At 51.6% G+C, this 23562-nt stretch carries 18 protein-coding genes and 1 tRNA gene; 2 read left to right on the forward strand and 17 right to left on the reverse strand.

Annotation, left to right across the window (positions count from 1 at the left end):
* Nucleotides 1-23: 23 nt before the first annotated feature.
* The 17 genes from glmU to IPL17_RS25975 all read right to left on the reverse strand — a co-directional run bounded on the left by glmU (nt 24) and on the right by IPL17_RS25975 (nt 20416).
* Nucleotides 24-1385 (reverse strand): bifunctional UDP-N-acetylglucosamine diphosphorylase/glucosamine-1-phosphate N-acetyltransferase GlmU, encoded by a 1362-nt coding sequence (gene glmU / locus IPL17_RS25895; protein ID WP_345309982.1) that lies wholly within the window; start codon nt 1383-1385, stop codon nt 24-26.
* A 90-nt stretch (nt 1386-1475) separates the two neighbouring features.
* Nucleotides 1476-1546: transfer RNA gene (locus tag IPL17_RS25900), tRNA-Gln, on the reverse strand.
* A 27-nt stretch (nt 1547-1573) separates the two neighbouring features.
* Nucleotides 1574-2653 carry a response regulator gene (locus IPL17_RS25905; RefSeq protein ID WP_345309983.1) on the reverse strand — a complete coding sequence of 360 codons (1080 nt, stop codon included), beginning with the start codon at nt 2651-2653 and terminating at the stop codon, nt 1574-1576.
* Between the two features lie 65 nt (nt 2654-2718).
* The gene (locus IPL17_RS25910; RefSeq protein ID WP_345309984.1) at nt 2719-4653 is read right to left on the reverse strand and encodes an ABC transporter substrate-binding protein; all 1935 of its coding nucleotides are present in this window, start codon (nt 4651-4653) and stop codon (nt 2719-2721) included.
* Nucleotides 4654-4833: 180 nt separating this feature from the next.
* Nucleotides 4834-5145: an enolase C-terminal domain-like protein gene (locus IPL17_RS25915; RefSeq protein WP_345309985.1), complete on the reverse strand. Its 312-nt coding sequence runs from the start codon at nt 5143-5145 to the stop codon at nt 4834-4836.
* On the reverse strand, nt 5099-5851 hold the full coding sequence (locus tag IPL17_RS25920) for a dipeptide epimerase (protein WP_345309986.1): 753 nt from the start codon (nt 5849-5851) through the stop codon (nt 5099-5101). Before IPL17_RS25920 ends, IPL17_RS25915 begins: the two co-directional genes overlap by 47 nt.
* Entirely contained in the window at nt 5848-7635 is a 1788-nt protein-coding gene (locus IPL17_RS25925; RefSeq protein ID WP_345309987.1) for an alpha/beta fold hydrolase, read from the reverse strand. Before IPL17_RS25925 ends, IPL17_RS25920 begins: the two co-directional genes overlap by 4 nt.
* A 173-nt stretch (nt 7636-7808) precedes the next feature.
* Nucleotides 7809-8798, reverse strand: a complete 990-nt coding sequence (locus IPL17_RS25930) for an ABC transporter permease (RefSeq protein ID WP_345309988.1) — start codon at nt 8796-8798, stop codon at nt 7809-7811.
* 3 nt (nt 8799-8801) lie between these two features.
* On the reverse strand, nt 8802-9803 hold the full coding sequence (locus IPL17_RS25935) for an ABC transporter permease (protein WP_345309989.1): 1002 nt from the start codon (nt 9801-9803) through the stop codon (nt 8802-8804).
* A 132-nt stretch (nt 9804-9935) separates the two neighbouring features.
* Nucleotides 9936-11753, reverse strand: coding sequence for a peptide ABC transporter substrate-binding protein (locus IPL17_RS25940; protein WP_345309990.1), 1818 nt, complete (start codon nt 11751-11753; stop codon nt 9936-9938).
* 102 nt (nt 11754-11855) lie between these two features.
* Nucleotides 11856-12845, reverse strand: coding sequence for an oligopeptide/dipeptide ABC transporter ATP-binding protein (locus tag IPL17_RS25945; protein ID WP_345309991.1), 990 nt, complete (start codon nt 12843-12845; stop codon nt 11856-11858).
* Nucleotides 12845-13834, reverse strand: coding sequence for an ABC transporter ATP-binding protein (locus IPL17_RS25950; protein WP_345309992.1), 990 nt, complete (start codon nt 13832-13834; stop codon nt 12845-12847). The genes IPL17_RS25945 and IPL17_RS25950 overlap by 1 nt, the downstream gene beginning before the upstream one ends.
* A 207-nt stretch (nt 13835-14041) precedes the next feature.
* Complete coding sequence (locus IPL17_RS25955; protein WP_345309993.1) at nt 14042-15034, reverse strand: dipeptide ABC transporter ATP-binding protein; 993 nt, start codon at nt 15032-15034, stop codon at nt 14042-14044.
* A gap of 15 nt (nt 15035-15049) precedes the next feature.
* Entirely contained in the window at nt 15050-16084 is a 1035-nt protein-coding gene (locus tag IPL17_RS25960) for an ABC transporter ATP-binding protein (RefSeq protein ID WP_345309994.1), read from the reverse strand.
* A gap of 35 nt (nt 16085-16119) precedes the next feature.
* The gene (locus tag IPL17_RS25965) at nt 16120-17118 is read right to left on the reverse strand and encodes an ABC transporter permease (RefSeq protein WP_345309995.1); all 999 of its coding nucleotides are present in this window, start codon (nt 17116-17118) and stop codon (nt 16120-16122) included.
* Between the two features lie 16 nt (nt 17119-17134).
* Entirely contained in the window at nt 17135-18334 is a 1200-nt protein-coding gene (locus tag IPL17_RS25970; RefSeq protein ID WP_345309996.1) for an ABC transporter permease, read from the reverse strand.
* Between the two features lie 162 nt (nt 18335-18496).
* Nucleotides 18497-20416, reverse strand: a complete 1920-nt coding sequence (locus IPL17_RS25975) for an ABC transporter substrate-binding protein (RefSeq protein WP_345309997.1) — start codon at nt 20414-20416, stop codon at nt 18497-18499.
* 375 nt (nt 20417-20791) lie between these two features.
* On the opposite strand from IPL17_RS25975, the gene mscL reads away from it, so the two are divergent.
* Entirely contained in the window at nt 20792-21181 is a 390-nt protein-coding gene (gene mscL / locus IPL17_RS25980) for a large conductance mechanosensitive channel protein MscL (protein WP_345309998.1), read from the forward strand.
* Between the two features lie 148 nt (nt 21182-21329).
* On the forward strand, nt 21330-23537 hold the full coding sequence (locus IPL17_RS25985; protein ID WP_345309999.1) for a UvrD-helicase domain-containing protein: 2208 nt from the start codon (nt 21330-21332) through the stop codon (nt 23535-23537).
* Nucleotides 23538-23562: the final 25 nt, after the last annotated feature.

Below are 23562 nucleotides of genomic sequence, written 5' to 3' on the forward strand. Positions count from 1 at the left end.
AAGATAGAATCCTCTGGTTTATTCTACTTCTTCACTTTTCTTTCCAATTTTTTGATCGGGCGCGCGGGCATACCCACCACCAGGGTATCCTCCGCCACGTTCTTTGTCACGATCGCGCCGGCGCCTGTGCGCGCGCCGTTCCCGATCTTAAGCGGCGCGACAAGCATGGTATCTGAGCCAATGAAAACATCCTCGCCGATCTCGGTGGCATGTTTTTTCTCGCCGTCATAATTACATGTGATCGTCCCCGCGCCGATGTTGGTATTCGAGCCGATCTGCGCGTTGCCTATATAGGAAAAATGTCCCATTTTCACGCCAGCGGCAAGATACGAATCCTTGACCTCGCCAAAGTTGCCCATGTGAACATGATTACCCAAATGCGCGCCCTTTCTCAAGCGCGCGAAAGGTCCCATATCCACATCATCCTCCAGAACCGCGCTTTCCAAATCGGAAGCCAGCACCTTGCAGCGATTTCCGATCTTTGAATTGCGAACGATGGAATTCGGGCCGACCACATTGCATTCCCCGATCTCTGTCTTTCCATGAATGTATGTATTCGGCATGATGACCGTATCCACTCCGATCGTCACACCAATATCAATATAGACGGAGGCAGGATCAACCATCGTGACACCGTTCAACATATGCTCGTGATTAATGCGCCTGCGCATCGCCGTTTCGCACTCCGAGAGATGTACGCGCGTATTCACCCCGATCGTCTCTTCAAGATCATCCATCACGGTGGCTTGAACGGTCAAGCCGTCTTTGGCAGCAAGCTCGACGGTATCGGTCAGATAATATTCACCTTTTTTCGAATTCTTTGGGATGCGGCTCAGCGCATCCCACAACCAATCCGCATCGAAACAATACCCGCCCACGTTCAATTCCTTGACCTGTAACTGTTCCGCCGTGGCAACATATTCTTCCACGATGGACGACACAGTTCCATCATCATTGCGGATGACGCGGCCAAATCCGCGCGGATTGTCGGCGTGAACGGTCAGCATCGAGATTGGCCCCTTGTTATTCTTTTGTGTTTCAACCAGTTTTTGTAAAGTCTCACCGCGCAGCAAGGGCATATCACTGTAACAGACAACCACCAGTTCCGTTTTACCTTTCAACAAGGCTTCGGCTTGCATGACGGCGTGTCCAGTCCCCAATTGCGGCTCCTGCAAAACAGTTTGCGCGGAGTCTCCCAGGTATTTTATTACTTCATCCGCGCCGTGACCGACCACCACAACCGGTTTCTCGGTCGTGGATTGTTTGATCGCTTCCAACGCATGCCAGATCATGGGCTTGCCTGCGACAGGATGCAAAACCTTCGGCAGGGACGATTTCATACGGGTGCCCTGCCCGGCCGCGAGCAGGATGGCTGTTACTCTCATGATGTCACCTCAACCAAAACAGGATCTACACGGGCTGATCCGTATAAATCCTGTTTTGAAAAGAATTCCCGCTTGGACGGGTTTGTCAGGCTGGGGTACCTGGATTCGAACCAAGATCCACAGCTCCAAAGGCTGGTGTGCTGCCGTTGCACCATACCCCAGTGCGCGCAAAATTGTATCACAACTTTTTAATTTCCATCCGGAATAAGTCCGAGCTTGCGTGCCTCTTCCATTGACATGACATCAGAATTAACCGGTTTATTAACAAGTTTTTCGACAGCCTGATTCCAGAAATCGTCAGTATCGTCGGATGTCGTGTTTGCAGATGCATTCTTCAGAAGCGCCTCCATTTCCGGCGAAGGAACGGCATCAACCGGCGATTCTTGCACTTGAACAGGATCAGGCTCGGGCACAGACAATGGGGCGGGTTTTACATCCACATGCGAAAGATGGAGTTCACCAGTCACACCCATCGACTTAAGCGAACGTTCCACCTGCTTGCGTAGCGCCAGTAAAGCGCTGACGCTCTCGAGGATTCGTTCCGCAGTGGCAAGTTTATTGCCAGCCACCAGCAAGGCATACAGCGGAGTAACCGGGATAAAAAGCAGGTCGTGATCGCCGCCGGAAAAGACATGATACGAGTCGATCGTGTCCTGATGATTATGACGGGCAACTTTCAGGCTCGCCCCATGGATCGCCATCAGGGTGGAAATAAGCGAAACTTCCATGCTGCCATCATGCAATTTACCGGCGCGCACCTGGACGAGACCACGGTCATTGAGCAGGAAGACAGCATCGGCCTTGATATCCTGCCTAAAATTGGCAAGCAGGTCTGAAAGTACGGCGTGACGCCCTTCTATTTTTTTATCTTTTCCTTCAGAGGGAAAGATCGTTTGCACAAGCCCAAGACTGCGTTCAACCGCATCCAAAAAATCGCTTAAGGGAATGGGCTTGTCAAATACTGCCGAGACCCCGGCATTAAGCATCTCTTCACGCACATTCCGATCGGCAACGCCGGTGATAAAGATGATCTGTACGTCCGGATGACGCACACGGATCTTGTGCATCAGGTCCATGCCGCTGAAGCCCGGTAGTTTGTAATCTGTGATCAATAAATCGATCTTATTGCGTGTGGATTCAAGCAAGGCTTCTTCGCCGGATGGGGCTTCATAGATTTTTATTTTCTTAAGCTTGAGCGTATCCAGCGCAGAATGGAGCAAACGTAAAATATCCCGATGATCGTCAACGATCAATATAGTACGATCCATAATAAACCTACTTTTTTAAATTTATGATCGATCTGAACAGTATCGCCTTTTAGGAGAACAGCGGATCAATCCTTGCAGGCTTCGCCCATGTCAAAGGCTTCGATATTCCAGAGCGGATTGGCAGTCGCGTCGAGATCAAAATGACAAAGGTCGGGACGGGCGGCGGCGATCCGCAGACGGTAATAAAGTGGAATGGCGGGAAGTTCGGTCGAGAAAAGCACCTGTGTTTGGCGGTATGATTCGACATAGGAGGCATCGCCCGGCAGCGTCAATTGGGCTGCGCGGCAGGCAGCATCAAACTCCTCATTTTTATAGGCGGTTAAGTTCGTGCCGACCCATGAATTGGAAGCTGTGGGAATCTCATTCGTAGTGAACCAGCCGCAGGGAGGTTCAATGCTGTCAACTCCCATCGCATATTGAACAAGGTCAAAGCGGCGTCCAAAAAGAAGTCCCTGCGGTCCGGGGGAATACAGATCGTTTTGCGATAAATATTGCACATTGAGTCCGATGCCGCATTGGGCAAGCGATTTCGAAAGGATGTCCGCCACCTGTCTGCGCTGTGTGGCGGTCGTTGTGTAGTAATTTAATTGCAGGGGCGTGCCCGCAGTTACATTCTCCACATTGACGGCTGTGCGCGGCGTGGACGGGTCGCCGTCCACATCCCGCCAGCCGGCTTGTTCGAGCAGGGAGATGCCGGTTTCAGGTATATAGGCTAGCGCATTTAAATTAGGGTCATAAACGGGATGTCCCGCTGGGATGTATGTTGATGGCACAGTTGTTAGACCATAGAGGGCATTTTTGACAACTCCCTCGCGATCAAGACAATAAGCAATGCCCTGGCGCGTATGCGCATCGCCAAAAATATCCTGCCTGTCTCCCTCACGCGCCGGGCTATATCCATCATCGTAAGATGCGGGGGTAATGCCAAGCCCAAGCCACTCGATGGTCATACCGGGCACAAAGAAAGCCTGAGCCTGTTCACCAGACTGCATTTCCTGCAACAGACCTGCGAAATTATCAAGCCGAATGGTTGGGTCGAGAATATCACAGCGTCCGGCAACCAGCTCGCTGAGAGCCATGTTCGGGTCTTCGATGAATCGATACGTGAGCGTGTCAAACTTGGGGTAGCCATCTGCGGCAAGGAAATAGTATGGATTCTTTACCAAGGTGATGTGGTCGCCATCAACCCATTCATCGACCATATAGGGACCCCATCCGATCGGTGAACGCGAGGCAATATCAATGTCAGGTAATTCCTGGGCTGAAAATTGGCTCCAGGCGTGCCTCGGCGCTGGCGCCCAAATATTCGTGAAATACGTGGGGTCAATGAAGCCAGGCTTGCCCCACCATTGGAGGGTCTGCGGGTCGGTGGCCTCATAGGTTTGTGTACGTTCAACCAAAACAGACTTTACAGCCGCATCAGGACCTGTCGCGAGCGTGAATGCAAAAACAGAATCGTCCGCAGTCAGCGGCGTGCCATCGGCCCAGGTCAGGTCTGGGCGCAAAGTAAACTTCACGACCATTTGATCCATTTCAAGCGGAGTGGTGCCGTCATAGGTAATGACGCAATCATCGGCGCGGCATCCAGAAGGACGGACACGGACACCCGTGTTCAAGAAGACCAGATTACCGTCCGCATCCACCACCTCCCCCCCAACCTGCACTGGTGTGCTGACGATCTCAGCGTCGCCATTTTCAAGGGAGGGTATCCGCGTAATGATCACAGGCTGATAATCATATCCAATCGTATCGATCGGACCGTCATTGATGGCAGCCAGGACACTGCGCGCTGCCGCATTCAGATCACCCAATGGATAAAGGGAATTGGGTTCCTGTCCCAGACAGATCGAAAGAGAGCGCGGCTCGGGAGTAACCGTCGGCGAAGGAAGGGGGGTCACAACCTCGGCAGTGGGAGTTTCAGTCGGTGCTGCCAGTTGAGAAATTCCACATGCAGAAATGACAATAAAAAGTAAGAGCACAAGGGGAAGTGTTTTTTTCATGATCGCCTGCCAATACAAAGTCGCGCGTGAGAATATTTAAGGATATGAATCATAACGCCGCAATTATAACAACGATAAACGATTAACGTTGAGCAAAAGATTTCAAACCAGGTACAACAAAAAGAGAACCATTTTTCAATGATTCTTTTTTGTTTCTATTAATATTGCTTAACATCTGTACTATTTGCTTATTGGAAGCACGCCCAAACCTGGACCTTCAGGCAGGAACAAATTTGCGCCGTCATAACGAATCCCACTAAATGGATCATTGCCGATCAACAAAGGTCCGTCCAGATCCAGATGATCGCAAAGCGGGGCAAGATGCGCTGCGGCGGTCACACCCACGGAACTCTCGATCATGCAGGAAAGCATGATTTTCATGTCATTCGCGCGGGCTGTATGAATTGTTCGCAGCGCTTCACGCAAGCCGCCCGTTTTCATTAATTTAACAACCACCCCATCCACAGCGCCTGCGTAAGCCGGCAACATCATGGGATGTCTTCACGCTTTCGTCTACAAAAATGGGCGTCGGCACGCCGCGCGCGCGCAACTGACCACGCAGCCACGAATAAGATTCCACATCACCGGCTGGCAGGGGCTGCTCGATCAATTCAAGATCATATTGCGACAGGCGCGTGATCAACTCCAAAGCCTGCTCAGGCGTCCAGGCGGCATTGGCATCCACGCGCAAACGCGCATTCGTTGATTGACGGATAGCCGCCACTGTTGCTTCGGCATCATCCGGGCCTAGCTTGACCTTGATGACAGGGTAGTTCGATTCCTTTACACGCTGAGCCATTACCTCAGGAGTGTCAATGCCGATCGTAAATGATGTTTGATGCAGAGGCGCGGGTTTCAACCCGAACAAACGATACAGCGGCTGACCGAGCATCTTTCCCCACAGATCATGCAAGGCAATATCAACAGCCGCCTGCGCCGCATGGGGGCCGGGTGGAAGCGAGTTCAATATTTCTTCCAGCAAAAAGGGATCGTCGCCCAATGGCGGAAGTGCATTGATATACGCGGACAAACTCTCCTGAGTATCGCCATAATAGAACACTGCCGCCGCCTCCCCATACCCAACCAAGCCATTGTGTTCGATCACCGCGAGCACATTATGGCGCTGGTCACTTGCGCCATGCGATACGCGAAATGTTGTCTTCAAATTCAGCGTCATCGGTTGAACTGAAAGTTTCATCGAAACCTCCGTGCACCGCGGTAATTCTCATGCAGCCACTTGCGGTATATCTTGCTCGCCAGGTCAAACGAGTTGTATGAAGTTCCCCAATCCGCTCCGTTGGAATGAAGGAACAGGTCACCGCCAAGCGAAACCGCCACATGACTGATGTGAACTGAGTCATCGTCCTCATTCTTCTCCCCAAAGTAAAGCAGATCTCCAGGCGCAGGCGTGCCTTCCACCACTTCACCCGCGAGATATTGTTGATCCGCGTCGCGTGGAATGGTTACACCCATGAATGAGTAGAACGTACCAGCCAAACCAGAACAATCAAAACCATACGGAGTGCGCCCGCCCCATAGATATGGCACGCCACAGAAGCGCTGGATCAGATCCAATGTTCGCTTGATCCCATCTTCGTTTGTCGTGGGACGATTTTCAAGAGGAGTCAGATCCTGACTGCGGACTTTCCATATCCGCCCATCCGGCAATTGGAGGAACGAAAGCGCCTCTTTTTCATCCACCCGATATGCCAACGTGGCGAAGGGAATTCTCTGCACCAGGACATCCTCGTCGTTCTGCGCTTCTGCCAGGACAGCGGATACGATCACATTGCACTGACTTTGAAAAGTGCGGACATGACTCTCGGCGCAAATATGCAGTGATGCAGAATGAACCCATCCTGAATATCCATCATGCTCCAGGCGGACCAGGCTCCAATCCCCATTTGTTTCGATCACTCGCGCAGACTCCCCCATCCGTGCCTGGCTGACCCGTTCGGCAAGGATCGACGGCTTGCGGCGGACATCCTCTAGCGGACGATTGATCAGCGCCCATGGTGTTTCTTTTGTAATCAACACTTTCAATTTATTCTCAACCGGAGGAACATCCAGGACCTTCAAAACCTCTGCCTGCATTTCCTCATTCAAAACCGTACCGATCAATACACCATCGGCATTTAATCGCGGATCAAAAATGCCTTTGCGACTGTCTTGATGACGTTCAAGACGATAGCGATACAACTTCTCGCTCGCATCTGTTCCACGCCGCGCAATAAAATCACGCACACGTTCAAGCCACTCCGTCATGATCTCATCGTGGACAGTATGTGCAATTCCCTTGGGAATCCATGCCTCAGCCGCAGGAATATAACGCGCGATGAATTGACCATGTTTATACGGCGCGTTGACCCTGTCCACTTCACCTTGGATCATCAAAGTAGGGCGGCTCACCCTGGCAAGATCTGCGGGTGTATAGTTCGGTTCGCTGATAATCTCCTTCACGGTCATTAAAACAAGATCGCGCCAGTAATTCTCGCCAAGCGGCGCATGAAGATTAACCAGCTCTTCATACCAGAGCGAGCGTTCGCGTTGAATGAAGTCCGGGTCAAAAATGGGCGGTTCTTTTTCGACCAGGTCTGGACTCACCCACGCATTGGCTGCCTGTGGTATGCAGGTTTGGATCACATCAGGATGTTCAACGAGTGTGACCAATGCGATATTGCCGCCATTGCTGTGTCCGATGACATGCGCGCGTTCAAACCCAAGCGCACGGATCGTACCAGCCACATCTGAAGCGAGTTCCTTGAAGGAATAGGTCATATTCGGGTTGGTGGACCGACCATGCCCGCGGCAGTCCGGCACGATCACATAAAAATCCTCCGCGAGCTGGGGGGCGACCTTGTTCCAATTGGAATGCCCTGTTCCAGTTGCCCCATGAATAAGATAAATGGGAGCCTGACCTGGTCGTTTTCTTCCATACGTTTGATAATATATTTCCGCGCCGTTTACAGTTACAAAAGCCATGGATACCTCACATTTTTACAGAAACCACCAAACAAAATATGTTCAATTTGCAATACCAGCCCGACATAGCTTCTTGATCCCAAACCTTCCGCGGGGGGCAACAGGGAAGCGTTTAATAAAAGAAGGATTCAGGTTTTGTGACCCGAATCCTTTATATTTTCTTAATCCATGTTTTATTGCGTGCCGCGCATACGCGGGTCAAGCGCATCGCGCAAACCGTCCCCAAGGAAGGTGAACGCCAGCACAACCAGAGCCACGCAAACGGCGGGCGTAAGCAGCAGGTAGGGCTGTGTATTAATGGCGGATTGCCCGTCAAGCATTAACGTACCCCAACTGGTAATAAAGAAACTGGTGCTGTCTGTCGCAGGCCGCAGACCAACACCCAAATACCCTAGAATGGCTTCAGTAATGATCAAGCCGGGGATCTGGAACGCAGCGCTCACGATCAATGGCCCGAGGCTGTTCGGCAGGATATGGCTGGACATGATGCGGAAGTCGGTCGCGCCAATACAGCGCGCAGCTTCTACAAATTCCTTTTGTTTGAGTGAGAGAACCTGACCCCGTACCAGACGGGCAACGCCCACCCAATTGACAATAGCCAGCGCGGCAAATAACAGCACCAAGCCATTCATTAACTGTCCGATAAAGGTATCACGCAATGCCACCATAACAATGATGAAGAACAATAAGTCCGGGAAGGCGTAGACCACATCGGTCAGACGCATCAGGATATTATCCGCTCTCCCGCCAAGGTAGCCAGCGGTCATCCCGATCGTTGTTCCCAACAAAAGGATAATGGCTGTAGGCAAAAACCCAACCGCCATGGAGACACGCGAACCATAGATAACACGGCTCAAAACATCGCGCCCCAGCGAGTCGGTGCCAAGCAGAAAATCCGCTTCAGATTTGATGTTGGTCTGTCCCGCATCGAAGGGCGGAGGTAAAAACTTCTTGCCGCTATGTAACTTCAGAGGATCCATGGGCGAAATGACGGAAGCAAACGCCGCCAGGAAAAGGAAGAAACCAATAATGAACATACCCACAACAGAAGCTTTGTTGCGGATCAAGCGCGACCAGGCTTCCTGTCCCAGACTTCTGCTTGGAGTTGTAATGGCATTCAGGCTGGCGATATTATGTGTTTCGGGTTGAGAGGCAACGGTCATTTTTTATTCCTCCAGTCTGATGCGTGGGTCAACAAAAACGTAGATAAAATCCACGCTTAAATTGGCAACCGCTACAAGTAAAGCGTAAACAACGGTAGTTCCCATGATCATGGAATAATCACGCTGGCCGATGGCCTGCACGTAGGCGCGCCCCATACCCGGGAAGCTGAACATGGTTTCGATAATAAAGGAACCGGTCACCAGGCCCGCCAGCGCAGGTCCGAGGATGGTGATCACGGGGATCAAAGCATTCCTGAACATATGCGCCATCACGACCACGCGTTCAGCCAGGCCTTTGGCGCGGGCGGTGCGCACATAATCCTGACGCATTACTTCCAGCATGGAAGAACGGGTCAGGCGGGCGGTGAAGGCCATGGTACCAAACCCCAAGACCGACATGGGCATGAACCAGTATTTAACCTGGGTCCAGTCGTCAACTAAAATATTAACCCAGTGCAGTTTTGATGCAAAAATAATAATGAAAAAAATGGCGAGGACAAAACTTGGAACCGAGATGCCGCTGGTGGCAATTAACAATGCGACATAATCCACGACGGTGTTTTGTTTTAGCGCGGCAATAATTCCGAGGGGAATTCCAATTAACATCGCCATGGAAAGCGCCATTACACCAAGCCGCACCGAGTATCCAAAACGGCTTTGCCAGAAGGTCTTGCCTTCCGGTGCGCCGAAAAGAATATCCTGCACCGAGCGCCCGCGCTGGCGATACGAAGGTCCCAGATTCCCGCAAATAACTCCACAAACATATTTACCGGTCTGGCTGTTGGTGTCGCCAATGACATAGGCCATGAACTGGCGCCACATCGGCTTATCTAATCCATAATATGCAGACAGCGATTTTGCTGTGGCGGCATCGACCTGGCGGCGTTCATCGCTGGTATCCCAGGGACCACCAGGGGCACTGTGCATGATAATAAAAGTTACCAAAGAAACGGTAAGAAGAACTGGAACGAGCCAAAACAATCGTCGGATCAGATAAGTAAGCATGGCATCTCTCTTGAAAAATACAGCCTGTCAAATGAATATTTAAGGGCAAAAATTTTACAAGTTTTTGGCAGGGGAACTTTCGTTCCCCTGCCAAAATTTACTTCAAAATCAAACCAAAGGTTTTTTTAAACCTTACGGCATCATTGTGTCAATCGTGATGGTCCACGGAGTGACATCACCAGGATAGGTTCCATCCTGAGGAGTGGTATTGAAACCCGTCACCCACGGCTTGACAAGATAGTGGTTGAGGGAGTTGTAACCGAAAGCAGCCGGGATGTCAGCGAGAAGGATCTGCTGAGCCTGGGCGTAATATTCCATACGCGCGGTCGGATCGGTTTCGACATCGCCCTTATTGACGAGTTCATCGAAGGCAGGATTGTTGTAACCAAAGCGGTTGGCGAAAGTTGTGTCAGAGCGCCAGTACACGCTCAACCAGTTCTGTGGATCCGGGTAGTCAGCGCACCAACCGCCACGGGAGAACAGCGGATAGGTATCGGGATCCTTCTGAAGAGCGGTGAAGGTGGTGGGTTCAACGGGGTCGAGCGCAAGGTCAACACCAAGGGTTTCCTTGTAGTTGGCAGCGAGCCACTCGTGGCGTTGTTGGTTACGGGCGCTGGCAGCATAGGTCATCTTGAGGCCCATGGCATTCAGCTTCTCAGCGGAGTTAAATTCTTCACCAGCAGCAGCGAGGGCAGCCTTGGCAGCTTCCACGTCAAATTTAAGCGGGGAGGCAGCGTCGTATCCAGGATAGCCAGGGGGAATCCAACTCCAGGTGGCAGAGCCGAGGCCGCCATCGACATCGGTAACCCAACCTTCGGCATTGTAAGCATAAGCAAAGGCTTCGCGAACTTTCGGATCAGCCAAGGGATTCGGCTGGCCATTCCAGGTCGGGTGAAGGCTGAACTGGATCTTGGTGGTGCAGGAACCAGCGTATTTGACGTGCTGGGCAGTCAGATCAGCATCAGCATCGATGACCGGAAGATCTTCTGCAGCCGAACCAACGACATCGAATTCACCGTTCTTATAGGCTTCAAAAGCCACGGCAGAGTCGGTGATGTAGCTGAATTCAAGTGTGTAGGTGGGGATGCCAGCGCCAACAAAGTTGGCATTGGGGACGAAGACGGACTTCACGAAAGGCTCAACGCTCTGCCAGACGAAGGGGCCGTTGCCGACCTGGTACTTGGAGCTGGTCCACCAGATGTCTCCACCTTCGGCGATGTTCTCTTCCTTGGCAGGATAACCAACCCAGATACCCGCGATGGTCGCGAAGTAAGGGGCGGGCTTCGAGAAGTTCATGGTCAGGGTATTGCACTCGGTGTCTTCGTAATCAACGCATTCAGCGCCGTCGGCATGAGAGGCTTTGACACCCAAGGCGGCAATGAATACTTCGGGGTCGTAATCAGCAGCAGTGGTATCAGCAGCGCGCCATTCAGGAGCACCGACGATTTCGTCTGTGATGGAGGCATATTCGCCAGCGGTGGCGGGGTCAATATTGCGCTGGAAGGCGAACTCAAAGCGCTTGGCATTGAGTACGGAGCCATCGCTGTAGAGCAGGCCGGGCTTCAAGACGAAGACCAACTCGGTCGCATCATCGTTGAATGTAAAGGATTCAGCAGCGCCGGGGATGGTTTCGAGTTTTTCATTCAATGTGGTCAAGCCCATGTAGACCTTGTTCAGGTGGGCGATTTCATTGACGAAAGATGACTTCTGCGGGTCGATAATGTCGGGGTATGTACCGGTGTTGACGCGCAGTACGTTCTCACGGACAGCTCCAGGAGCGGGTGCTTCTGTTGCAGCAGCGGGGGCTTCGGTCGCGGCGGGTTGTTCAGCGCCGGTGGCGGGTGCCTCTGTCGCAGCGGGAGCGCCGCCGCCACAAGCCGCAAGAGCCATGCTCAAAACGACCACGAGGCTCAATAAAGCAAAAATTTTACGCATATTTCTTCTCCTCATATAGTTGAAAAAAGGTTTGTTTACGAACAGACAGTTGGAAGAACAAAGTACTTATCTACTTGCAGCAACCACCTCCTTTTAAGTTTAGATTTTAATGATCGTTTACTTGACTAAATGACAGGCCACAAAATGACCTGGGGTTACCTCGCGAAACTCCGGACGCGACTCGGCACAAAGTTTCTCAGCGATCGGACAGCGCGTGCGGAAGCGGCAGCCGGATGGCGGGTTCGCCGGAGACGGCACATCGCCTTCCAGGATCATCCGTTTACGACTCGATTCCGCGATCGGGTCAGGAATTGGAACCGCTGAAAGCAACGCTTTGGTGTAGGGATGCAGCGGTGATTCATACAACCCTGCACGGTCAGCCAATTCAACCATCACGCCCAGGTACATGACAGCCACACGCGTACTGATATGACGCACCATGGAAAGGTCATGCGCAATGAACAAATAGGTCAGGTTGAATTGTTCCTGTAATTCTTCCAGCAAATTAACGACCTGGGCTTGAATGGATACATCCAGCGCGGAGATCGGTTCGTCGCAGACAATGAAGGATGGCTGCAGGGAAAGCGCACGCGCCACGCCGATACGCTGGCGCTGGCCGCCTGAAAACTCATGCGGATAACGGGAGGAAAAAGCCGGGTTGAGCTTAACCAGTTCCAATAGCTGCTTAACGCGATCTTCCACTTCCTTGCCGGAAGCAAGATTATGAACAATGAGCGGTTCGCCAATAATGGCTCCGACGGTCATGCGTGGATTTAAGCTGGCGTATGGATCCTGAAAAATCATCTGCATCTTGCGGCGTGTACGGCGTAATTCCTCACCCTTAAGGTGAACAAGATCAACGCCGTCAAAATCCACTTTACCGGAAGTCGGGCGGTACAACTGAAGAATGGCGCGCCCGGTCGTGGATTTGCCGCAGCCGGATTCGCCTACAAGCCCCAGTGTCTCGCCGCGTTTGATATCAAAAGAAATATCATCCACAGCGCGCACTGCGCCGACCTGTTTTTGAAACAGGCCCCGATAGATCGGAAAGTGCTTTACAAGATTGTCAACGCGAAGCATAGTATCATTTTTATTAGCAGTAGCCATTAGCGGTTTCTCCCCGTTTTCGTATCTACCCAGCAAGCCACACGATGTTCAGGGCCGACAGTTTCCAGGACCGGATTCTCTTTCCAACAGCGCTCCATGGCCCATTTGCAGCGCGGCGCGAATGGACAGAATGTCGGTTTTTGATAAAGGGTGGGGGGCAGACCTTCAATGGAATATAATTTTTTATGCTGATCCTGATCCACCCGCGGCAGGCTTTGTATCAAACCAAGCGTATAGGGATGGGTGGGGCTGGCAAACAATTCATTGACAGACGCTTCTTCAATAATATAACCGCCATACATGACCATCACACGCTTGGCCAGACCGGCAACGACACCCAGATCGTGTGTGATCCAGATAATTGTCATTCCCAGCTCATCACGCAAGCGTTTCACCAGGTCCATGATCTGGGCCTGAATGGTCACATCCAGGGCAGTGGTTGGCTCATCTGCGATCAATATTTGCGGGCTGCAGGACAGCGCCATGGCGATCATCACACGCTGGCGCATACCGCCGGAAAATTGATGGGGATAATCATTCAAACGTTCTTTGGGATTCGGAATTCCCACCATTCCCAATAATTCAGCCGCACGATCACGGGCTTGCGATCTTGTCATTCCAAGATGCAGCATGAGCGGCTCTTCCAATTGGAAACCGACCGTCAACACAGGGTTGAGCGAGGTCATCGGGTCTTGAAACACCATGCTGATCTGCGCACCACGCACATGGCGCATATCATCTTTGGACATCTTTAGCAGGTCCTGACCGACAAAGAACGCCTCCCCTGCAACGACTTTTCCCGGAGGTGACGGGATCAACCCCATCACAGAAAGCATGGTCACGCTCTTACCGCAACCGCTCTCACCTACCACCCCCAAAGTTTCACCTTCCTTCAAGCCGAAGGAGACACCATTTACTGCATGAACAATCCCATCCGGAGTCTTGAAATGAGTTTCAAGGCCTTTAATATCTAACAAAAGATCAGGCATGCGCGAGGTCCTTTTCTACATTGGGATAATAACTGGACGAACTGCCAACAAAGCACGCCGAATTATACATCAAACGACCATAAGTTGTACTTCCGGAAGCTATTTATTTAATATGTCAAGGTGTTGTATTTTCAACCCAAAAAATGCCTTAAAGCAAAAATAAAACCGCCTTTCAGCGGTTTTATTTTTGCTTTATATTTTAAAATTTTATTCCACAAGCCAGCAAGCAACCCAATGTCCGGGCCTCGCCTCTTTGAATTCAGGTTCATCCTGTGAACACTTGGCGACCGCGATCGGGCAGCGTGTGTGGAAGCGGCAGCCCTTGGGCGGATTCAACGGGCTGGGCACATCGCCTTTGAGGATCGTGCGGTCACGCTTGACTTCTGGATGCGGCACTGGAATCGCAGAAAGCAACGCCTTTGTATAAGGATGCAAAGGTTCGCGGTAAAGGGAATCGCGACCGGTAAGTTCCACCATCTTGCCGAGGTACATCACCGCCACACGGTCGGAGATATGCTCGACCACGCTAAGATTGTGCGCAATGAAAAGATAGGTGAGGCCGAATTCTTTTTGCAGATCTTTAAGGATGTTCAAGACCTGTGATTGAATGGAAACATCCAGCGCAGAGACCGGTTCATCGCAAACAATGAACTTTGGCTGTAACGCCAGGGCGCGCGCAATACCGATGCGCTGGCGCTGACCGCCGGAAAATTCATGCGGATAACGGCGGGCGTGATATTCCTCAAGCCCGACTTTCTTTAACATATTGATGGCAACATCCCAGCGTTCCTTGGGATGCCCGATCTTGTGGATCTGCAATCCTTCCATCACCGCTTCACCGATCGGCATACGCGGATTAAGCGATGCGTACGGATCCTGAAAGATGATCTGCATATCGCGGCGTAAGGCTTTTAGTGATCTGGGGCGCATCTTGATAATATCTTCACCATTAAAGGAGACTTCACCGGAAGTCGGTTCGATCAGACGCAAAATGGAGCGGCCAACCGTGGTCTTTCCACAACCAGACTCACCCACCATGCCCAAGGTCTCGCCGGCTTTCACCGCAAAGCTTACCTTGTCCACAGCCTGTACCCAGGCTGTCGTACGCTGAAAAACACCGGAACGAACCGGGAAATATTTTGTTAGATTCTTTACAACCAACAGGTCGGTCTTCTCTTGAGTTTGCATTTTTGTATTCATAGCCACATCATCCCTTTAGGATTTACTGCCAATTTTTATCGGAGCAACATGCTGATCAGAATCCTGGTAGAGCCAACAGCGTACTTTATGCTCAGTGGAAACTTCGTTTAACTCAGGACGCTTATCAGAACAAATTGCCAGGTTATGCTCCACACGCGCCATACAGCGCGGCGCAAAGCGGCAGCCCGTAGGAAGATTGACCAGATTTGGAACCGATCCCGGGATGACATCCAATCGATCGCGCACCTCGCCCAAAACTGGGATGGAGCCGATCAAACCCTTGGTGTAGGGATGGAGCGGCGCATCAAACAATGTCGCCACTGATGATTGTTCAACGATCTCACCCGCATACATCACCGCCACGCGGTCCGCCATTTCAGCGATCACACCCAGATCATGGGTGATCAGGATCATGGCAGAGCCCAGCTGGGTGCGCATGTCTCGCATCAGATCCAGGATCTGAGCCTGAATGGTGACGTCCAGCGCTGTGGTCGGTTCATCCGCAATGAGCAGATCGGGCACACAAGCCAGCGCCATCGCGATCATGACACGCTGAGCCATACCGCCGGATAATTCATGCGGGAAGGATTGGGCGCGGCTTTCAGGCTCGGGAATGCCCACCAGTTTGAGCAGTTCCACGGCGCGCTTTTGACCCGCTTCCTTGCCGAAATCCTGATGGATATTCAACACCTCAGAGATCTGGTCACCGGCGCGGAATACAGGGTTTAGGGCGGACTGCGGCTGTTGGAAGATCATGGAAACGCGGTTGCCGCGTATTTTCATCATCTCCTCTTCAGTAGCCTTCACAAGGTCCTTGCCTTCAAACAATATCTCGCCTGCCTCGATCTTGCCGGGCTGGCTGATCAGACGCATGATGGATAGTGAAGTTACGCTTTTGCCGCAACCTGACTCACCCACAATGCCCAAGACCTCACCGGAATTGACATAGAAATCCACACCATCCACGGCATGCACAACGCCGTCTTCAGTATAGAAGTAAGTCTTAAGATTACGTACTTCAAGCAAAGGGGTTTGATTATTTGTTGCCACAAGTAACTCCCATATTTGAGATTTTTTTCATAACGCTATAACTTCAAGCGCGGGTCAAGCGCATCGCGCAGACCATCACCAATGTAATTGAAAGCAAGAGAACAAATAAAAATGGGCAGGCCCGGCACGAGCGGAAGCCAGGGTTTATCGAACATGTACGTTTGCGTTGCAGACAGCATATTGCCCCAGGTAGGGATGGGATCTTGAATACCAAAACCTAAAAAGGCGAGCGCTGCTTCTGCGACCACGAAACCCGCCAATCCGAGCGAAGCATCCACGATGATCGGAGCCATCGCGTTCGGGATCATGTGCTTGAAGATGATCCATACATCCGTGGCGCCCAGGGAACGGGAGGCTTCGACAAAGGTCTGCTCGCGCAGGGAAAGCACTGTTCCGCGCATCAATTGCGCGGACGAAAGCCAGCCGAAGCCTGCCAGAACGATCACGATCAAGACCGCGCTGCGTGCATCTTTGGGACCGAGCAGCATGATGTTCCCCACCACTCTGAGCACCCCCTCTGGAATGGGAATCAGATCTTCGTTCCGCAAAAGCATGGAGGAAATGATCAACAGCAACGGCAGGGTGGGAATGGTCAACATGAATTCCACAAAGCGCATCAAGACCGAATCGACCCAGCCGCCATAAAAACCTGACACCGCCCCAACGATCACACCGACAAGCTCGGAAATAAAGACCGACAATAAGGCAACAGAAAGCGAGATGCGCCCCGCGTACAACAACCTTGAAAAGTAATCACGACCAATATTATCTGTGCCAAAATAATGGACACGGCCGGTGGGCTCGTCAACATATCCGAAAGGACGGAAATAATCATTGACATTTAATTCATCAACTTTAAAGGATGTAATATAAGGAGCCAGAATTGTCAGGGTAAAGATCACGGCCATGACAGCCAAAGACACCATCGCCAGTCGGTGTTTCATAAAACGCATCGACACCACCTGGAACGGACTGCGTTCCTCGATGGTAACGGCTTCGGCTTTAAGATTATCCATATGAGCGGGTACGGTCATTGATGTTTCCTCAATGCTAGTTTAAACGGATGCGGGGATCCACGATTGTATAGAGTATGTCACGCAACAAAGTCGCAATCACAGTCAAGACGGACAGGATAAAGAAAAGCGCCATTGCAACTGGATAGTCATAATCACCCAGCGCCAGGATGTAAAGCCTGCCCATGCCCGGCCATGAGAATATACTTTCGGTGATGATCGCCCCGCCGAACAAACCCGGTATCGTGAAAACAACGATCGTTACAAAAGGGATCAGCGCATTGCGCAGAGCATGCTTCATGATGACCACGTTCTGGCTAAGGCCTTTTGCGCGCGCTGTGCGGACATAATCCTGACGCAGCACGTCCAGCATGCTGGCGCGGATAAAGCGGCTCCACCCGGCGATATTGAGAATGGTCAAGACCGCGACAGGCAGGATCATGTGCAGGATCCTGTCTTTTGCCGAACCGGCGATCACTTCACCGATCAAGGGGATGGTGTAATTACGGATCGATTCTGATAGAGCGGCGGGCAGATAGGGCAGCCCGGCCCCCTTGGGAATAATCGAGAAAAATAAAATGAACAAAAGTCCAAAAAAGAAACTGGGCATGGCTGAACCCATAAAGGCCAGTGTCGTAAAAATATAATCGAACTTGGAGTATTGTTTCACTGCGGAATAAATGCCCAGCGGAATGCCAATAATTAGTGACAATAATGTTTCAAGACCGATCAATTGCAGGGTCTTAGGGATGCGGCTCGCGATCAGGTCACTGACAGGGCGGTCGCGCAAAAGACGCCAGGATAAGCCGAAATCACCAAAGAGAATGCCGCGGCTGGTGCGGCGGCCGACAATATCCTTTAGTAATACTTCTTCCTTGCAGCCCACTACAACGACTTCGAGCACACCGCGGGAATTAAGAACTTCAGCCTCGATCGGTTTGCGGCACCCGACCACCATATCGCCAAAGTATTCCTTTCCCCCGATCACAATCGGACCCTTCGGAACACCAATCAGCCAGCGGCTAAAACGGATCGGGAGGTTAAGATCCAATTCAAAGGACGCGCGGATACGGGCAATATCCTCTTCTGTGATCTTAAAGCGGGAACTTTGTGTTATTTGACGTAAACCTGCCATTGGCCCCCCGGGCGCAAAACTTAGCAATACATACGAAGCTACGGCTGAAATGAACACCACCAGAATTGATTGCAAAACTCTGCGAATTAAATATGCAGTCATGCCGCATCTCCCAGAAAATAAAAAAAATAATTTCTTGCTTACATCACTTTACAAAAAACTTCCCGCAGACCTTGAAACATTCACGCAAGCCTGCGGGGATTACGTAAATTATGGGGTAGGCGATCTCTCACCTACCCCATAATTATTACAGGCAATTACATATTAGCGCAGGAACAAATTGACGTCGATATGTTCCCAGGTCGCGCTGGCATTGATAATGGTCTTGATGGTGCCAGCGGTGGCGGCATCCACAAGGGTCTGAGTAAGGCCGACCAATGTGGTTGAATCGAGCACGTCAACTTCACCACCGAGGAGGGCAGCTTCTGCGCCTTCAGCGGAGATGATCTGGATGACGAGGTTCGGGGTCTTGGGAGCGCCAAATACCCAGTTGGGGTTGGCTGCAAAGACCATCTTTTCGCCCTTGACCCATTCGGTCAAAACGTACGGACCATAGGATAGCGGGTCTTCAGCAACTTCGGGGATGGTAGCCCACTCAGAGGCGGGGACATCCTTCAAATTGCGTCCGTCAGCAAGAACCTGGTGAGAAGGTTCGAGACCCCAAACAGGGATGAAATATAGCGGATCTTGAACACCGGGGATCCAGGTCTGGGTATAACCATTGTCAGCGAATTCAACGCTGGCGGTCTTATCACAGGTGATGAAGGAGGTCGCGCCAGATTCGGGATCGCAAGCGATCGTCTTGGAGAGTTCGAAGTCAGCGGCCTTGATCGGCTCGCCATCTTCCCATTTGATACCGTCAATGAACTCGAACTTGGAAACCAACTGCTTCATTGTTACGGTTCCGCCGGTATATTCGACGGTCTCGCCAGCGGCATTGATAACTTTTACGCCGGCAGCAAGATCAACCACGTTACCATCAGCATCCACAACCTTGGCGCCTTCAGCAACCTCAACATCGTTGTTGGTGGTCGCGCCGCTTTCAAGGGTGGGCAATGACTTCAGGTAAACAGGAGCGTAGTCATAGTTGAGGCTGGTGGTGAAGCCGGGGCGGAGGAAGTAATCAGCCGCAACAGCAACGAAAGCGCTTTCAACTAAAGTGTACAGGGAGGCGGGTTCCTGGGTGAAGCCAAGGATGATGGTATCCTGACCGGGGCGTTCCCAATCGCCGGCATTGTACATGTAATATTCCTGACCAGGGGTCGGAGCGAAGCCGGCCAAGTCAGCAGCAGAAGCGAAGGTATCGGTGCGGTTGAACAAAGGAATGGAAGGAACATCCTTTGTGAATTCGTTCTGGACGACGGTGTAAGCGGCAATGCGCTCATCTTTGATGAGGGTATTGTTGGCCAGTTTGATGTTCTTGCTGGCTTCTTCGTTACACCAACCCATGGAGTTCTGACCAGCCCAACCATTTTCAGGAAGCGGGATCTGATCACAAGCATAAAGGGTTTGGCCACCGGGATCAGCCTGACCGACCCAGGCGAAAGCGCCAAGTTCGAAGTCACGGCGGGCGAGACCAGTGGTGTCACCGAACCACCAGGAAGCGGGGGCGTGCAAGCGGACAACGCGGACACCGCACTCAGCCATCTGAGCTTCCCAGATCGCAGCCCAAGTCTGGCGGAAGGCAGCGGATGTGGTTGTGAACTTAAGAGCGAGTTCATCGCCAGCGGCGTTGGTGCGGAAACCGGCACCTTCGGCGAGGGTCCAGCCGGCTTCATCGAGCAAAGCGGCGCCCTTGGCGGGATCATATTCGTAAATGGTGACGTTCTCATCGCCGGCATAGGCCCAGTGGCTGGTCGGGATGAAGGTGTGCATGACCAATTTACCCTGTTCTTCTTCGGAGAGCAAAGGATAAACTGACTTGATCAAGTCATTCTTGTTTGTGCAGTAGGAAAGAGCCTGGCGCACTTTAAGATCGCCGAGGATGGGGTGAGGCGTAGTATAGGAAGTGGGGGTAATGGGGGCTTCAGTCGGCACAACAGGAGCTTCGGTTGCGACGGCAGGGGCTTCGGTTGCAACAGCGGGGGCTTCAGTCGCGGCAGGGGCCGGAGCGCCGCAGGCGGAAAGGATCATGCTGGCAACAACCAACAAACCCAAAACGAAGAACAAACGGTTTCGTAACATGTTTTTTTTCTCCTCCAAAGAAGAAATATAGGGGTGATTTTTTCGACGCAAAATAAACGTAGCTGATCATATGTATCTCTTAAGCTAACACCTCCTTTAAAAACCCAAAAAGGTCTTATCAAACTTGCAAATCGAATTATACCTAATTCTTTTAGTGCGTCAACGAAATTACTCATAATATTTGTATAGTCAGCTTAAATTACCGAATAAGATCGACCAAAACCTTCATGGAAAATATTTAAAAAAGAAAAGACATTGTTGACAAGCCTCCTTTCCTAACATAAAATCCAAACGCAATTTATTTTCATCCAACGTCCGCAGATCGGCGAACAAAATTATTTAATACACATTAATCATGGTCAAAAGGAGATCTTTATGCTCAAGGAATTCAAAAACTTTGTGTTGCGCGGAAATGTTCTGGACCTCGCGGTCGCTGTTATCATCGGCGCCGCGTTCGGCAAGATCATTACTTCCCTGGTCGGTGATATCATCACCCCAATCATCGGGCTGGTTATGGGCGGGGTGAATTTCAGCGAACAAGCCATCATAGTAGGAGCAGCGGTCATCAAGTGGGGCGCGTTCGTACAAACCATCATTGATTTCCTCCTGATCGCCTCTGTCATCTTCATTATCGTGAAAGCCGCAAACAGATTAAAGAAACCCGTACCTGTGGCGGAACCGACCATAAAGGACTGCCCGCACTGTTTTAGCATCATCTCCATCAAAGCCACCCGCTGCCCCAACTGCACTTCCGAACTGGACTAGGAAAGTTTACAGCGTTCGCATCCTGCAGGGCGTAATTCAAATTCGATATCCCGCATACCTGGATGTGCGGGATATTTTTTCCCAGCGCGCAGGCGTACTTCATCTTTTCATTTTAACTTTTCACTCGTTATAGGTTATCCTAACAACCATGGACTTCCTTAATAAACTTAATCCGCAACAAAGAAAAGCCGTCACAGCCGCCGATGGACCCGTTCTGGTCGTGGCAGGTCCGGGCTCCGGCAAGACGCGCGTTCTGACACAGCGTATCGCTTATTTGATCGCCAACGAAGGCATCCGTCCGTGGCAGATCCTGGCGGTCACATTCACCAACAAAGCCGCCAAGGAAATGGACGCGCGCGTGAAAGCGATGCTTAATGAGCAAGCCACAGACGGCATCATGCTCGGCACGTTCCATTCCATTTGTGCGCGCATCCTCCGCCGCGAATCAGACCATCTGCCGCTGGGATCGAATTTCGTCATCTTTGATTCCGACGACCAGGAGCGCATTGTAAAGAGTATTATCAAGGAATTGAATTTGAACGACAAGCTGTACAGGGCGGCCAGCGTACACGCCTCGATCTCGCGCGCAAAGAATGAGCTGATCAGCGCTGAAGAATACCCGATCAACGTCTATCGTGATGAAGTTGTCAAACGTGTTTACATTGAGTATCAAAAGCGATTGATCGCAAGCAACGCGGTGGATTTCGATGATCTACTTATTTATACCGCGCGCCTGTTGGAAGATGTGCCGGCGGTGCGCGAGAAGTACGCGCAAAGATTCAGGCATGTGCTCGTGGATGAATTCCAGGACACGAACCTCGCACAATACGCGCTGGTGAAACATCTCGCTTCACACCACAAAAATATTTTTTGCGTCGGCGATCCCGACCAATCCATTTACGCCTGGCGCGGCGCGGACTACCGTAACGTGCAGCGCTTTGAGCAGGATTTTCCGGATGCACAGGTTGTGCTGCTGGAGGAAAATTACCGTTCCCACCAAAACATCCTCGATGCCGCCATGGGCGTGATCGACCGCGCCAGCAACCGCCGCAAGAAAAAACTTTTCAGTGACCGCGGCGCGGGCGAAAAAATATTGTTTCATGAAGCCTACAACGATTACGATGAAGCCTCTTTTGTCGTAGATTCCATCGCGCAGCTGGTCGCCTCCAAGCAATTCGAGCCGGGCGAATGCGCGGTCATGTACCGCACCAATGCCATGTCGCGCTTAATTGAAGAAGCGTTCTTGCAGGCGCGTCTTCCTTATAAACTGGTTGGAGCACAACGGTTTTACGGACGCCGCGAAGTCAAGGATGTGATCTCATTTATTCGCCTGGTGCATAACCCCGCAGATGAAGCCGCGCTCGGACGCATCATCAATGTCCCGCCGCGCGGGATCGGCGAGAAAACATTGACCACGCTTCACCTCGTTGCCAATCAGGCCAACACAACACCCGGTGAAATATTACTTGATCTCGCGCGCGGCGCAGAGTCACCTTATTACAAATCCTTCACCGGACGCGCCGCACTTCCACTCGCCGATTTTGGCGGAATGTTCTCAACCTGGGTCGCGCTCGCTCCCACGCTGACGATCGTGGAACTCTTCGACAGAATTGTCAAAGATATCAATTACAAAGATTTTATTGTGGAAGACGATTCAGAGGAAAGCAAGGACCGCTGGGATAACGTACTCGAGTTGAAACGCCTCGCGCTCGAATATTCCCAGCGCACGCTGGATGAGTTCCTTGAAAACATCGCCCTCGTCGCCGACCAGGACACTATCACCGATGCAAACGCGCCAACACTGCTCACGCTCCACGCAGCCAAGGGACTTGAGTTTGGCGCAGTCTTTATCGTCGGCCTGGATGACGGCATCATTCCGCACAGCCGTTCGTTCGATGAACCCGCCCAAATGGAAGAGGAACGCCGCCTGTTCTATGTCGGCATCACGCGCGCCAAAGACCGCCTATATTTACTGCGCGCCATTTCACGCGGCGGCCGCGGTATGTCGGAAGAAACGTACCCATCCCGTTTTCTTGAAGATGTCCCCGCCAACCTGCTGGTTGGAAAGACCCGCACGGGACGTCCTACGACTTCATTCTCCTCATCCCAAAGTTTTTACCGCACACCAAGCTCTTCCGAATCAAAGTGGACGCTTCCGCCCCCGCCCAGGTCTGCTCCTGTGGCACAGGCAGTCAGCAAATTCAAATCTGGAGACCGCGTCAAGCACCCATCATTTGGAGAAGGCACGGTTTTGGAAAGCAAGATACAAGGCAGCGACGAAACCGTTGTCATCGAATTTAAATTAGTCGGATTAAAACGCCTGGATGCAAGCCTGGCGAATTTGACGATCATATAACTCTGGAGTGAGGCAGCAAGCTGCC

It is taken from the genome of Candidatus Villigracilis saccharophilus, assembly GCF_016711665.1.

Bases quoted from the DNA above. Each gene is read 5' to 3' on its own strand.
- glmU (WP_345309982.1), bottom strand. From the start codon at position 1,385: ATGAGAGTAACAGCCATCCTGCTCGCGGCCGGGCAGGGCACCCGTATG.
- IPL17_RS25905 (WP_345309983.1), bottom strand. From the start codon at position 2,653: ATGGATCGTACTATATTGATCGTTGACGATCATCGGGATATTTTACGT.
- IPL17_RS25910 (WP_345309984.1), bottom strand. From the start codon at position 4,653: ATGAAAAAAACACTTCCCCTTGTGCTCTTACTTTTTATTGTCATTTCT.
- IPL17_RS25915 (WP_345309985.1), bottom strand. From the start codon at position 5,145: ATGATGTTGCCGGCTTACGCAGGCGCTGTGGATGGGGTGGTTGTTAAA.
- IPL17_RS25920 (WP_345309986.1), bottom strand. From the start codon at position 5,851: ATGAAACTTTCAGTTCAACCGATGACGCTGAATTTGAAGACAACATTT.
- IPL17_RS25925 (WP_345309987.1), bottom strand. From the start codon at position 7,635: ATGGCTTTTGTAACTGTAAACGGCGCGGAAATATATTATCAAACGTAT.
- IPL17_RS25930 (WP_345309988.1), bottom strand. From the start codon at position 8,798: ATGACCGTTGCCTCTCAACCCGAAACACATAATATCGCCAGCCTGAAT.
- IPL17_RS25935 (WP_345309989.1), bottom strand. From the start codon at position 9,803: ATGCTTACTTATCTGATCCGACGATTGTTTTGGCTCGTTCCAGTTCTT.
- IPL17_RS25940 (WP_345309990.1), bottom strand. From the start codon at position 11,753: ATGAGGAGAAGAAATATGCGTAAAATTTTTGCTTTATTGAGCCTCGTG.
- IPL17_RS25945 (WP_345309991.1), bottom strand. From the start codon at position 12,845: ATGGCTACTGCTAATAAAAATGATACTATGCTTCGCGTTGACAATCTT.
- IPL17_RS25950 (WP_345309992.1), bottom strand. From the start codon at position 13,834: ATGCCTGATCTTTTGTTAGATATTAAAGGCCTTGAAACTCATTTCAAG.
- IPL17_RS25955 (WP_345309993.1), bottom strand. From the start codon at position 15,034: ATGAATACAAAAATGCAAACTCAAGAGAAGACCGACCTGTTGGTTGTA.
- IPL17_RS25965 (WP_345309995.1), bottom strand. From the start codon at position 17,118: ATGACCGTACCCGCTCATATGGATAATCTTAAAGCCGAAGCCGTTACC.
- IPL17_RS25970 (WP_345309996.1), bottom strand. From the start codon at position 18,334: ATGACTGCATATTTAATTCGCAGAGTTTTGCAATCAATTCTGGTGGTG.
- IPL17_RS25975 (WP_345309997.1), bottom strand. From the start codon at position 20,416: ATGTTACGAAACCGTTTGTTCTTCGTTTTGGGTTTGTTGGTTGTTGCC.
- mscL (WP_345309998.1), top strand. From the start codon at position 20,792: ATGCTCAAGGAATTCAAAAACTTTGTGTTGCGCGGAAATGTTCTGGAC.
- IPL17_RS25985 (WP_345309999.1), top strand. From the start codon at position 21,330: ATGGACTTCCTTAATAAACTTAATCCGCAACAAAGAAAAGCCGTCACA.